The sequence below is a fragment of the Cytobacillus sp. IB215665 genome, assembly GCF_033963835.1.
Classification (GTDB): Bacteria; Bacillota; Bacilli; order Bacillales; family SM2101; genus Nanhaiella.
Window position 1 is genome coordinate 379,753 of sequence record NZ_JAXBME010000004.1, and the last position, 14,272, is coordinate 394,024.

Consider the following 14,272-nt stretch of genomic DNA (forward strand, 5'->3'; position numbering starts at 1 on the left):
CACTTAAATGTCATAGCGAGTTTGTATAAATTTTTCCCATTGAAACAAACTATACATGACTAAACATGAAGGAGGCTTTTGTATGTCTGTGCTAGATAATTTTGAACAATGGAAGGACTTTTTAGCAGATCGACTTCATCAAGCACAAGAAAGTGGCATGAATCAAAACACGGTATCGGATATTGCTTATCAAATTGGCGATTATTTATCCAACCAAGTAGAACCGAAAAATGCTCAAGAAAAAGTACTAGCTGATTTATGGCACGTAGCATCGAATGAGGAACAGCATGCGATTGCGAATATGATGGTCAAGTTAGTTGAAGATGATGGGGGTAATCATTAAAGAGGGGGAACTCCTCTCTTTTTTGATTTGATTGTAACATTGGAAGGGTAAAACCGCTTCTTAGCTATTCTAGATGATGGTTCTGATTTTGTAAAAGAGGTTGACAATGATATATACTTTTCACTAATGAGTAACCTGCTACATATATCCTCAACAAAATTGTAAACAGGACCATTTATTAATAAATGGCTGTTTTATCAGAGAATGTTGTTTGTTAAAGAAATAAACATTCCCCAATAAACATACATGGAATTATTTATTCTGTAAAATTATGGAAAGCATATAAAACAAGTTCTTGCGCTTATTATATGATATCAACCGTTACAAAGTTTTAAAAAGGAAAAGAGCCTGAATGATACAATAATTAGTATAAAAAGTAATTAATTATCATTGGGTATAGAATGCCCCTTTTATATTACATATAAATCATTTATTATAGTCTTATAGACTTATGTGTGATACGTAACTTAATATTTTTTTATAGTGCTGCATAGGGGGATTTGCATGCAAAAAAAAGAATGGTATTTAGAATACGAAATTCATAAAAATAGACCTGGCTTACTCGGGGATGTGTCATCTTTATTAGGGATGTTATCTATTAACATCGTTACAATCAATGGTGTTAAGGACCATCGACGTGGGTTATTATTGAGATGTGATCGGAATGAACAAATAGAGCGTCTTGCATCAATTTTACAAACTATGGATAATATAACAGTGACAAAAATACGTGAACCGAAGCTAAGAGATCGTTTAGCTGTTAGACATGGACGTTATATTCAAAGGGATGAGGACGATAAAAAAACATTTCGATTTGTCAGAGATGAGCTCGGCGTATTAGTTGATTTTATGGCAGAATTGTATAAACAAGAAGGTCATAAATTAATCGGTATACGTGGTATGCCAAGGGTTGGCAAAACTGAATCGGTCGTAGCAGCGAGCGTATGTGCAAATAAGCGATGGTTATTTGTCTCTTCAACATTGCTTAAGCAAACGGTCAGAAGTCAGCTCATTGAGGACGAATATAACGAAAATAATCTATTTATCATTGACGGTATTGTATCAACGAAAAGAGCTTCAGAACGCCATTGGCAGCTAGTTCGTGAAATTATGAGGCTTCCAGCTGTCAAGGTAGTTGAGCATCCGGATATTTTTGTTCGAAATACTGAATATACGATGGACGATTTCGATTATATTATTGAACTACGGAATAATCCTGAAGAGGAAATAACGTATGATCTCGTTGAACAACCACAAATGTTACAAGAATCTAGCTTATCTACATTTGATTTTTAGCAAATTGGAAGGTGTTTTCATTGACAGAACTAGGTAAAAGATTGAAAGAAGCAAGAGAAGAAAAAAATATTAGCATAGACGATTTACAAAAGTTAACGAAGATACAAAAACGTTATCTAATCGGAATTGAAGACGGTAATTATGATCGAATGCCTGGACAATTTTACGTGCGTGCGTTTATCAAATCGTATTGTGAAGCAGTTGAGTTAGATGCTGATGTTATTTTTGAACAATATGAAAATGAACTCCCGAGCTTATCTAATTCAGATTTACCTGGTCAGCTGTCGAGAGTACAGAGTCGTAAACAGATTTCCCCAACAACAACTTCAAAAGTGGCAGATTTGCTACCAAAAGTATTAACAGGAGTTTTTGTTTTCGGTCTTCTTATAGGGATTTACTTCATCGCACTGAATTTTTTAGGTAATTCAGATGGTACTCCAGCGCAGGAAAGTGGAGAAGACCGTGAAATTGTCGTTGAAGATAATTCAGAAGAAAATGATCCAGTTGAAGAGGTGGGCAGCGAGCCTGCAGCAGAAGACACTGATCAAGAAACTGATGTACAGGATGAAGAAGAGGACGAGCCTGAGCAAGCAGTAGAACAGGTGCTAGAATTAGTAAGTGTGCAAGGCGCTAATTCTTCCATGAAGTTATCTAATACAGAAGAATTTAATTTAGAGATTAAATCAACTGGAAATACTTGGATTACTCTTAGGAATGACCAAGGCGAACAGTTTTATTATGACTTCTTAAATGAGGATGACCAACCATTGTCCTTCGATATGAGCAAAGAAAATAAAATATCACTAAAGTCAGGCTATACACCAGTAACAGAAATATATATAAATGGAGAACTGGTAGAGTTTCCAAATGAGGGAGGAACAACCCAAACTATGGAAATCCTCTTCAATAATTAATAAAGTCATCATTTTGATGGCTTTTTTGACTTTTTCTGATATATTATTGTACATGTAAGTTATGAAGGAGGAAGAATTTGTGAATATACCAAATAAGATTACCGTTTCACGTATTTTGTTAATTCCAGTGTTTTTGGTGATTATGCTTGCACCGCTATCCTGGGGACAATTACAAATAGGCGGAGGAGAGATACCTGTTACTCATTTCATTGGTGCTATCATTTTTATTATTGCTTCCACGACTGATTGGATTGACGGATATTATGCAAGGAAATTTAATCTCGTCACCAACTTAGGAAAATTTTTAGACCCTCTAGCTGATAAGCTATTAGTGTCAGCGGCGCTTATAACACTCGTTCAGTTTGAATTGGCACCTGCATGGATGGTCATAGTCATTATAAGTAGAGAATTTGCCGTAACAGGTTTACGACTTGTTCTAGCAGGTGGTGGTGAAGTTGTTGCTGCAAACATGCTTGGCAAGATTAAAACATGGACGCAAATTGTAGCCGTTTCTGCATTGCTATTACATAATATTCCTTTTGAAGCATTGTCGATTCCATTTGCTGATATAGCACTATGGATCGCAGTATTTTTCACAATTTGGTCTGGGTGGGACTATTTTGCGAAAAATAAACATGTATTTGCTAACTCAAAGTAAACCAGCATATTGAGATGATAAGCCGAAGTAGTAAATTTTATGAGGATGAGACGGGTTTCCTTCTCATCCTCATAAAGTTAAAGGAACATAATGTAGCAGTCTTCAACCTGCTATAACACATGCTATTTTTACGGGGGGATGACATGAACGCTGAGATTATAGCAGTTGGATCAGAGTTATTATTAGGACAAATTGCGAATACAAATGCACAATTCCTATCGAAACAATTAGCAGAGCTAGGAATTAATGTTTATTTTCATACTGTAGTTGGTGATAATCAAGATCGGTTAAAAAGGGTCGTTGAAACAGCAAAGCAGCGATCAAAATTGATTATCTTCACTGGAGGGTTAGGCCCAACAAAAGACGATCTAACTAAGGAAACGATGGCATCTATGCTAAAGCAACAGCTAGTCACACATGAACAATCACTTAAAAGAATTGAAGCGTACTATGAAAAAGTAAATCGTAAAATGACAGACAATAACAAAAAGCAAGCTGTTATTCTAGAAAATGCAACGGTATTGCTTAATGACCATGGGATGGCACCGGGAATGGCTATAACGAAGGATCAAGTTACATATATGCTATTGCCAGGCCCTCCAAAGGAAATGCAACCAATGTTTTTGAAATACGGGACAGAATATCTCAATAACCTCTTAGGTGTTCGTGAGAGAATCATATCTCGCGTATTAAGATTCTTTGGAATTGGTGAGTCAAAGTTGGAAACTGAGATTGAAGATTTGATTGATAAGCAAGTGAATCCAACGATTGCTCCGTTAGCATCTGACTTTGAAGTAAAACTTCGATTGACAGCTAAACATTCCTCAGTAGACATAGCTAATGAGCTTCTTAATGATACAGAACAAGAAATACTAAGTCGTGTTGGTCAATATTTTTATGGTTATGAAAACACCTCACTATTAGAACATGCGGTAGCTGTTTTACAAGAAAAAAAAATGACGATATCTAGCGCTGAAAGTTTAACTGGAGGCATGTTCATGAGTGAGTTAATAGCTGTTCCTGGTTCTTCATCTGTAGCTAAAGGTGGAATTGTAGCTTATACGAATGATATGAAGGAAACATTACTCAATGTTAACCGAACGACACTTGTACAGGAAGGTGCCGTCAGTAAAAAATGTGCACAACAAATGGCTGAGCATGTGAGGAAATCATGTAACTCTGACTGTGGAATTAGCTTTACTGGAGTTGCTGGACCACAAAGCGTGGAAGGTAAAGATGTAGGAACGGTCTTTATTGGGCTTTCGATCAATGATCATCCTACAGAAGTCTATTCATTGAAATTGGCTGGTTCTAGACAAATGATTAGAGAAAGAGCTATTAAATATGGATACTATTATTTACTCAAACAATTGAAAAAATAATAAGCTATGGGCTACCCAACTTTTGTAGTTTCTTTGAATTAAAATATACACACGAATATAATTAGTACGATGTGCATCTTTGCTACTATAAACCGATGACTGTTTAGTAAAACGATATCTATACCTGCTATTTAAGTAACTATAAGCAACAAAGTATACGAAAAGAGCCTAAGTTTTAGATCCCCAAATCTACTTTACCCAACAATGTTCTAGTTTGCTGATTGAATTCACTTTTGAATAAAAAAACGAATAGATGTTCGTTTTTTGCTTGGCAAATGTCCAAAAACAAGGTATAGTATAAGTAGTAATGGAGATGAGGAGGAATAAATGTGAGTGATCGTCAAGCTGCATTAGATATGGCGTTAAAGCAAATAGAAAAACAATTTGGTAAAGGATCAATAATGAAGTTAGGTGAGCAGTCGGAACGTCAAATCTCTACCGTTCCTAGTGGTTCATTAGCATTGGATGTTGCACTTGGAGCAGGTGGTTATCCACGTGGTCGTATCATTGAAATATACGGACCTGAAAGCTCTGGTAAAACAACAGTTGCACTTCATGCGATTGCTGAAGTGCAAGAACAAGGCGGTCAAGCTGCATTTATCGATGCTGAGCATGCGTTAGACCCTATTTATGCACAAAAGCTAGGTGTTAACATAGAAGAACTATTGCTATCTCAACCTGATACAGGTGAACAGGCGTTAGAGATTGCTGAAGCACTTGTAAGAAGTGGTGCTGTTGATATTTTAGTCATCGATTCAGTTGCAGCGCTCGTTCCAAAGGCTGAAATTGAAGGGGAGATGGGAGACTCTCATGTTGGCTTACAAGCACGTCTTATGTCTCAAGCCTTACGTAAGCTCTCAGGAGCAATAAATAAATCTAAAACGATTGCTATTTTCATTAACCAAATTCGTGAGAAGGTTGGTGTTATGTTTGGGAATCCGGAAACTACACCTGGTGGTCGTGCGTTAAAGTTTTATTCTTCAGTACGTTTAGAGGTTCGTCGAGCTGAACAACTGAAGCAAGGAAATGATATCGTAGGTAATAAAACGAAATTAAAAGTAGTAAAGAATAAAATAGCACCTCCGTTTAAAATAGCCGAGGTTGATATTATGTACGGTGAAGGAATTTCCAAAGAGGGAGAAATTCTTGATATGGGCTCTGAGCTCGATATTGTCCAGAAGAGCGGATCTTGGTACTCGTTTGAAGGTGAACGTCTAGGGCAAGGGCGAGAAAACGCTAAACAATTCTTAACGGAGAATGCGGACATATCAAAACAAATACACGAACAAATTCGAGAACACTACGGCCTTAACAATACAACAGAGCCGGTGGGCGACGATTCTCAAAGTGAACTCGAATTAAAAGAGTAAACAACATAAGCTCTAAAAGAAGGATACTACATGAAGTATCCTTCTTTTTCATTTACGCTGTTTTCGTATTAATAAAAAAAGCTAAACACAAATATAGCTATCGATCGGCGCATCATTTCTTATCAAAGATTATGAAAGTCATATAAAACTCATCAGTTATTTAAATGTAAGTGAAAAAATACAACAAAGTTTACGAAAAGTGCCTACATTTATCATTAGTTCTATTCAATAGCTTTCAACAACAGGACATAGTATGGTAAATCATCTACCAGTTTATAAGGTGGTAGGACTAAGGTTTGCAGAAAGTCTGTCGCTGTTCAAGTCAAGGTTTGTGCGCTCTCTTCCAATATTAAGGAAAGATGGCAGTGGCAGGCCTTGACAATAAAATTACCCACCTTTACAATTAGTATGTATATTATACATGCTTGTTAATATTACAATTGTTACTATTAAGAATTTTTTCAAACAAAATTGGAGGACAGATAGGAAGAAGGAGCGATCGGTTGGTGTCAGGTGCAAGTGCAATGAAATAGTTGCCACGTACTTATGAAGCACACGATGAAATTACTTGTGTAGGTATTTAACAATAAATTACCAACGATATTGAGTAAATTCACAGTCTTTTTCCAGGCTTATAACAGCCTCTAGTATTGGAACTTGAAAAGCCATTGTGCATGTTGGAATTTATTAAGGGAAAAATTACATGCCGACAGTTTGAATCTAGCAAGAAACAAGTATATAGCAAGAGGAGGTGAAATGATGGACAATCTCAATCCCATTATAATCATCGCCATTTTGCTTGCCATAGTCGGTGCAGTTGTTGTTCTTTATATCTCACTTGTTCGTAAATCTAATGAGGCGAAAATCACAAGCGCAAAAAGCGCTGCTGAACAAATTATTAACGATGCAAATCGAGAGGCTGACGCGCTTAAAAAAGAAGCGCTTCTTGAGGCAAAGGATGAAATCCACAAACTTCGAACAGAAGCAGAAAAAGAAATTCGTGATCGAAGAAGCGAACTAAAAAAACAAGAAAATCGGTTAATGCATAAGGAAGAGAATCTTGATCGTAAGGATGAATCTTTATCTAAGCGAGAGAGTGTGTTAGAAAAAAAGGAGGATTCTCTAGGTCAAAGACAACAGCATATTGAAGAGATGGAAAGCAAAGTGGAAATGATGTTTAACAAACAACGTACAGAGCTTGAACGTATTTCTAGTTTGACACGTGAGGAAGCGAAACAAATCATTCTTAGCAATGTTGAAAAAGAGCTTGCACACGATGTTGCGATTACGATCAAAGAAGCAGAAAGTCGCGCTAAAGAAGAAGCTGATAAAAAGGCAAAAAACATTTTATCATTAGCCATTCAACGTTGTGCGGCTGATCATGTAGCGGAATCTACAGTTTCTGTCGTAAATCTGCCTAATGATGAAATGAAAGGACGTATCATTGGTCGGGAAGGTAGAAATATTCGAACTCTAGAAACGTTAACAGGTATTGATTTGATCATCGATGATACACCTGAAGCAGTGATTTTATCTGGCTTCGATCCGATTCGACGTGAAACGGCTCGCATTGCTTTAGATAAGCTTGTTCAAGATGGACGTATTCATCCTGCTCGTATTGAAGAAATGGTTGAAAAATCGAGAAGAGAAGTGGATGAATATATTCGCGAAATTGGTGAACAAACGACATTTGAAGTAGGTGTACATGGACTCCATCCAGATTTAATCAAAATATTAGGTCGACTTAAGTACCGAACGAGTTATGGTCAAAACGTGTTGAAGCATTCAATGGAAGTCGCATACTTGTCAGGGTTGTTGGCAGCTGAGTTAGGTGAGGATGAGTTACTAGCTCGTCGAGCAGGCTTACTTCATGATATTGGTAAGGCTATAGATCATGAGGTTGAAGGTAGTCATGTTGAAATTGGTGTAGAATTAGCTATGAAATACAAAGAGCATCCAATTGTTATTAATAGTATAGCTTCACACCATGGTGATACAGAGCCTACTTCTATTATTGCAGTATTAGTAGCTGCTGCCGATGCATTATCTGCAGCAAGACCTGGAGCAAGAAGTGAAACACTTGAAAACTATATAAGACGTCTCGAAAAGCTTGAAGAGATTTCTGAATCATTTGATGGTGTTGAGAAATCATTTGCAATTCAGGCTGGGCGTGAAGTTCGAATTATGGTTAAACCAGATTCGATTGATGATCTGGAAGCTCATCGATTAGCTCGTGAGATTAGAAAGAAAATCGAAGATGAGCTCGATTACCCAGGTCACATAAAAGTGACAGTGATTCGGGAAACACGAGCTGTCGAATATGCAAAATAAAGTGGTTTTTACCACTTTATTTTTTTTGTTTTGGCAAAACTGATAATAAATTGTACAAATATAAAGGGGTCGAAAAAATGAAAATTTTATTTATTGGAGATGTAGTTGGCTCACCAGGAAGAGATATGGTTAATGAATATGTTCCTAAATTAAAAAAGAAATACTTTCCTTCAGTTACTATTATTAATGGTGAAAATGCAGCAGGGGGTAAAGGGATAACTGAAAAAATATACCACGGTTTTATTAAGGCTGGAGCACAAGCGGTTACACTTGGTAATCATACGTGGGATAACAGAGATATATTTGAGTTTATTGACTCTGCGAAATACATGATACGCCCTGCAAACTTTCCAGAAGGTGTACCAGGTAAAGGCATCGTTTATATCCCTTGTGAAGGTCGTGAGGTTGCCATTATTAATATACAAGGAAGGACATTTTTAAATCCAAATGACTGCCCATTTACAAAAGCTGATGAATTAATTGAAGAAGCAAGAAAGCGAACTAAAATCATTTTTGTAGATTTTCACGCGGAAGCCACGAGTGAAAAACAAGCAATGGGTTGGTATTTAGATGGAAGGGTATCTGCTGTTGTAGGAACGCATACACATGTGCAAACGGCCGATCATCGCATACTACCTCAAGGTTCTGCATATATAACTGACGTAGGTATGACAGGTCCATATGATGGAATATTAGGTGTTGACAGAGAAGCAGTTTTGAAGCGTTTTTTGACTAATCTCCCTGTTCGGTTCGAAGTAACCGATGGAAGAGCTCAACTTAATGCTGTAGTCATTGATATTGACAACAAAACTGGTAGAGCTAAAGGGATTAACCGTATTATTATTAATGATGATCATCCATACTTTGATTAAATTTTTATCATTAATTGTATAAACTTTGATGTGTATATGTGATTGGAACAGTCTTTAGAGAAGAAAAGATACCCCGTTTGCTAGATCTACATGTGTTTATAACTTGGTACGTAAGCTAAGGCTCTTTTCGTCAACTCTGTCGCTGTTGTTATCAAATTAGTACCATTAAAAGTGGTTATATATGTTAGTCATTGTTGTACAGAAGAAAAGGTGCCACGAAGGCAAGATGTATTCGTACTTATATCTTAGAACGAAAAGCAACAATCAATGCGAAGTCATCCTTTCGTCAATTTTGTTGATTTTTCAAATAGGTAATATGTGATTGTTCGTTCTTACATAAAACAACTGTAATGAAAACGTATTTATTTCTTAAACCGTATATTGATTTTGAATTCGAAAAGGGATTTATCCAGAGTTGTTGATTTGCTAGTCATTTGGCTGTAATAAAAACCTATTTTCCTAACCTTGTTTCTCCAGAAATTAAGATTTTTGTGAATTTTTTGATAAAAGATTAAAAACTTGCAGGAATACTATATGTGACTACTGAATATAGTATCAATGGGCTTATATATATACAAAATGTTCTACTGAACACTTATCATTCACAGTAAAAAACAAGGAGGAACTAGGAATGGAAATATTAAAGGTTTCAGCAAAGTCTAACCCTAATTCTGTGGCTGGTGCACTTGCAGGAGTACTACGAGAAAGAGGGGCAGCAGAGATTCAAGCGATTGGGGCAGGTGCATTAAACCAAGCAGTGAAAGCGGTAGCGATAGCAAGAGGTTTTGTAGCTCCAAGTGGTGTTGATCTCATTTGTATCCCAGCGTTCACGGACATCCAAATTGATGGAGAAGAACGGACGGCAATCAAATTGATTATTGAACCTCGCTAGGTTCATTGTTAGAATTTTACTCTAGAAGTTAGCATAAACCTGTTTGCGAATACTGCAAACAGGTTGTTTTTATACTGTGAAGAAAATACAGTTAGCCACGCTGCTATTCATTGTACAGGTGATACGATCGTAAAGATGGACACATGAGTCCCCATCCTCAGTTGATATGATATACGCAAAGAAGAAAAGATGCCAAGTGGGATTAGTTTATATACATGTAAGATGTTCTTACGAAAACCGTCGATAATGCCGAGAAAACTCTTATGATAAAAGAGGAGGATTAAGAATGAACATTTTTGATGCACATTGCGATGTTTTATTAAAGATGTGGCTCAATCCATCTATTTCATTCGAAAATGACAAGTCATTACATATAACTTACGAGCAAATGGTTGCGACAAAAAGTAAAATACAATGCTTTGCGATTTACATTCCTGAATCTGTCAGTAATATAGATAAATTTGACGTCGCATTAGAAATGATAGATATATTTTATAATCAAATCATCGCTAAATATGATCATATTAAACTAGTTAAAACAAAACAAGATATTAATACCTTAAATAGTAATGAAATTGGTGCTATGTTAACGCTTGAAGGGTGCGATTGTATAGGGTGGAGTATTACTAGGTTAAAAACTCTCCTCCAGCTAGGTGTTTCTTCTGTTGGTTTAACATGGAATTATGGCAATACTGTAGCTGACGGTATTTTAGAAGAGCGAGGAGCTGGTCTTTCATCATTTGGAAAAGAGGTTGTTCAAACATTCAATGACCAAAAAGTATGGACAGATGTCTCTCATTTATCAGAGCAAGGATTTTGGGACGTAATGGCATTAGCGGACTATCCAATTGCATCACATTCGAATTGTTATAAGCTTTGTGACCATCCGCGCAATTTACATAACGATCAAATTACAGCTATGATCGAGAAAGATGGCATGATAGGTGTTACCTTCGTTCCACAGTTTTTATCCGTACACGGTCATGCAGGCATAACAGATATATTGTTACATGTAGAACATTTATGTTCTTTAGGCGGAGCTAAGAACATAGGGTTTGGTTCTGATTTCGATGGCATTTCTACAACAGTAAGAGGTATGGGAAACTTTAAGTGCTATATGCATTTAATTGAAGAATTACATAAATATTATAGCGATGAGTTAGTAAGAAGTTTTTTATATCAAAATTTTGTAGAACATTTACCTGAATAATAAATGATTTTTTAGAAAACAAAAAAATTATTCATATAATCGACAAATTTTATGTTGAAACACTTGCAATTTTTTGATTATAGGTCTAGAATTGTAAGCGTTTAGTACATCCAAACATTTCATAATTGTTATTCATCAAAAACATTTTAGATTGCCATGTAAGTGTCTTGGTTGGAACGTGCTATAACAAATTGTACATGTTCAAAAGGGAAAGAAAATGATGAAGGTACCAATAATTTACTTGTATGCGCTTTAAATGTGTAAATACAAAATGAGCGGGTATGAGGAGAATATCAAACCATTGTATGACTGATACTTTTTGAACATTCTCAAACAAATGCTGTTAAATATATAATATTGAACGTATTCCAAAGGGGTGTAAGACATGATCAATCAACTTTCATGGAAAGTTGGCGGACAACAAGGGGAAGGTATTGAAAGTACAGGAGAAATTTTCTCAGTAGCGTTAAACCGATTAGGGTATTATTTATATGGGTATCGCCATTTTTCCTCACGTATTAAAGGTGGTCATACGAATAACAAAATTCGCGTTAGTACAACTCAGGTTCGTGCTATTTCTGATGATTTAGATATACTAGTAGCATTTGACCAAGAAACAATTGATGTTAACTTTAGTGAGTTACGTGATGGTGGGATTGTAATTGCTGATGCAAAGTTTAACCCGACCATTCCAGATGATTCAAAAGTAGCATTGTATGCGGTTCCATTCACGGAGATTGCAACTGATTTAGGCACTTCGTTAATGAAAAATATGGTTGCTGTAGGTGCTTCTAGTGAGCTACTTGATATTGACACGAAGGTGTTCTTTGAAGTAATTGACGAAAAGTTTGGCCGAAAAGGTCAACAAATTGTCGATAAAAACATGGAAGCAATTCAAGCAGGCGCTGATTTTATGAAGCAACAGCTCGGTAACAGTAATAAAGAGATGAAAATTGAAAAAGCAGATGGTAAAAAGCGTCTGTTTATGATAGGTAACGATGCGATTGCATTAGGTTCATTAGCTGGAGGGGCTAGATTTATGCCTGCATATCCTATTACACCAGCTTCTGAAATAATGGAGTATTTAATTAAAACGCTACCTAAATTTGGTGGAACAGTTATACAAACTGAAGACGAAATTGCTGCTTGTACAATGGCAATTGGTGCTAATTATGCGGGAGTAAGAACTCTAACTGCGTCAGCTGGACCTGGTCTATCGTTAATGATGGAGGCAATTGGACTATCTGGTATAACTGAAACTCCACTTGTTATTGTTGATACACAGCGCGGAGGGCCAAGTACTGGATTACCGACTAAACAAGAACAGTCAGACTTAATGGCAATGATTTATGGAACACATGGTGAAATTCCAAAAATCGTTATGGCCCCAAGTACAGTGCAGGAAGCATTCTACGATTCAATAGAAGCATTTAACTTAGCAGAAGAGTATCAATGTCCAGTTATTCTTTTAACAGATCTGCAACTGTCTCTTGGAAAACAAACAGTAGAGCCACTTGATTATGATAAAATTGAAATTCGTCGTGGTAAACTTCAACTTAATGAAGAATTACCTGAATTAGAAAATAAAGCTTACTTTAAGCGTTATGAAGTAACTGAAGATGGTATTTCACCACGTGTTGTACCAGGAACGAAACATGGTATACATCATGTAACGGGTGTTGAACATGCTGAAACTGGAAAACCATCTGAAGATGCAGAAAATCGTCAATTACAAATGGATAAAAGATTCCGTAAACTTGATAAGTTGAAATTTGATACACCCGTCTATAAAAACGTTCAACACGAAGATGCTGACTTGTTAATCGTTGGTTTTAATTCCACACGTGGAGCGATTGAAGAAGCGATGACACGTTTAGAAGAAGACGGTATCAAGGTGAATCATGCACACGTTCGTTTAGTGCATCCATTCCCAACTGATGAGATTCAACCGCTTATTCAAAAGGCGAAAAAGGTCGTTGTCGTTGAAAATAACGCTACAGGTCAACTTGCAAGTATTATGAAAATGAACGTAGGATTCGGAGAGAAAATAACATCAGTCTTAAAATATGATGGAAATCCATTCCTGCCACATGAAATACACACAAAATGCAAGGAGATGTTCTAAATGGCGACGTTTAAAGATTTTCGAAATAATGTCAAACCAAATTGGTGTCCTGGGTGCGGTGATTTCTCAGTTCAAGCTGCCATTCAAAGAGCAGCTGCGAATGTTGGCTTACAACCTGAGGAATTAGCAGTAGTATCAGGTATTGGATGTTCAGGGCGTATTTCTGGATATATTAATTCATACGGGTTCCATGGTATCCACGGTCGTTCTTTACCTATAGCTCAAGGCGTGAAGATGGCTAACCGTGATTTAACTGTCATCGCTTCAGGTGGAGATGGAGATGGCTTTGCCATTGGTATGGGGCATACAGTACATGCGATTCGTAGAAATATCGATGTAACATACATTGTCATGGACAATCAAATTTATGGTTTAACAAAAGGTCAAACATCACCACGTAGTGAAGTAGGGTTTAAAACAAAAAGTACACCGAAAGGTTCAATTGAATCTTCCTTATCGGTAATGGAGATGGCATTAACTGCAGGAGCTACATTTGTTGCACAAAGTTTTTCTACCGATTTAAAAGAGTTAACTTCATTAATTGAAGCTGGAATTAATCATAAAGGATTCTCGTTAATTAATGTATTTAGCCCATGTGTTACGTACAATAAAACGAATACGTATGATTGGTTTAAAGAAAATCTAACAAGTCTAAAAACGATTGAAGAATATGATCCTAACAATCGTATGACAGCGATGCAAACATTGATGGAGCATAACGGTTTAGTGACTGGATTAATCTATCAGAACAACGAGCAACCATCATACCAAGAGTTGGTTTATGGCTATAGTGAAGATCCGTTAACAAATGCTGATTTAAGTATTAGCAAAGATAAATTCGATGAACTCGTAGCAGAATTTATGTAATTTGACCATTAA

At 36.5% G+C, this 14,272-nt stretch carries 12 protein-coding genes; all 12 read left to right on the forward strand.

All coding sequences use genetic code 11. The features are described from left to right. Positions 1-82: 82 nt before the first annotated feature. The 12 genes from SLH52_RS08110 to SLH52_RS08165 all read left to right on the forward strand — a co-directional run bounded on the left by SLH52_RS08110 (position 83) and on the right by SLH52_RS08165 (position 14,260). The gene (locus SLH52_RS08110) at positions 83-343 is read left to right on the forward strand and encodes a DUF3243 domain-containing protein (RefSeq protein ID WP_320208754.1); all 261 of its coding nucleotides are present in this window, start codon (positions 83-85) and stop codon (positions 341-343) included. Positions 344-847: 504 nt separating this feature from the next. Further along, positions 848-1,639, forward strand: a complete 792-nt coding sequence (locus SLH52_RS08115; protein ID WP_320208755.1) for a DUF3388 domain-containing protein — start codon at positions 848-850, stop codon at positions 1,637-1,639. A 20-nt stretch (positions 1,640-1,659) separates the two neighbouring features. Next, positions 1,660-2,553: a helix-turn-helix domain-containing protein gene (locus SLH52_RS08120; RefSeq protein WP_320208756.1), complete on the forward strand. Its 894-nt coding sequence runs from the start codon at positions 1,660-1,662 to the stop codon at positions 2,551-2,553. 79 nt (positions 2,554-2,632) lie between these two features. After that, on the forward strand, positions 2,633-3,211 hold the full coding sequence (gene pgsA / locus SLH52_RS08125; RefSeq protein WP_320208757.1) for a CDP-diacylglycerol--glycerol-3-phosphate 3-phosphatidyltransferase: 579 nt from the start codon (positions 2,633-2,635) through the stop codon (positions 3,209-3,211). Between the two features lie 143 nt (positions 3,212-3,354). Continuing rightward, on the forward strand, positions 3,355-4,593 hold the full coding sequence (locus SLH52_RS08130) for a competence/damage-inducible protein A (RefSeq protein WP_320208758.1): 1,239 nt from the start codon (positions 3,355-3,357) through the stop codon (positions 4,591-4,593). 329 nt (positions 4,594-4,922) lie between these two features. Beyond that, positions 4,923-5,963 (forward strand): recombinase RecA, encoded by a 1,041-nt coding sequence (recA, locus tag SLH52_RS08135; RefSeq protein ID WP_320208759.1) that lies wholly within the window; start codon positions 4,923-4,925, stop codon positions 5,961-5,963. Between the two features lie 759 nt (positions 5,964-6,722). Beyond that, positions 6,723-8,294 carry a ribonuclease Y gene (rny, locus tag SLH52_RS08140; protein WP_413785498.1) on the forward strand — a complete coding sequence of 524 codons (1,572 nt, stop codon included), beginning with the start codon at positions 6,723-6,725 and terminating at the stop codon, positions 8,292-8,294. Positions 8,295-8,371: 77 nt separating this feature from the next. Next, a complete protein-coding gene (locus SLH52_RS08145) occupies positions 8,372-9,166 on the forward strand; it encodes a TIGR00282 family metallophosphoesterase (RefSeq protein WP_320208761.1) in 795 nt (264 codons plus the stop codon). 631 nt (positions 9,167-9,797) lie between these two features. Continuing rightward, on the forward strand, positions 9,798-10,058 hold the full coding sequence (gene spoVS / locus SLH52_RS08150) for a stage V sporulation protein SpoVS (protein ID WP_119116493.1): 261 nt from the start codon (positions 9,798-9,800) through the stop codon (positions 10,056-10,058). A 286-nt stretch (positions 10,059-10,344) separates the two neighbouring features. Continuing rightward, positions 10,345-11,268 carry a dipeptidase gene (locus SLH52_RS08155; RefSeq protein WP_320208762.1) on the forward strand — a complete coding sequence of 308 codons (924 nt, stop codon included), beginning with the start codon at positions 10,345-10,347 and terminating at the stop codon, positions 11,266-11,268. Between the two features lie 385 nt (positions 11,269-11,653). Then, complete coding sequence (locus SLH52_RS08160; RefSeq protein ID WP_320208763.1) at positions 11,654-13,393, forward strand: 2-oxoacid:acceptor oxidoreductase subunit alpha; 1,740 nt, start codon at positions 11,654-11,656, stop codon at positions 13,391-13,393. Further along, complete coding sequence (locus SLH52_RS08165; RefSeq protein ID WP_320208764.1) at positions 13,394-14,260, forward strand: 2-oxoacid:ferredoxin oxidoreductase subunit beta; 867 nt, start codon at positions 13,394-13,396, stop codon at positions 14,258-14,260. Positions 14,261-14,272: the final 12 nt, after the last annotated feature.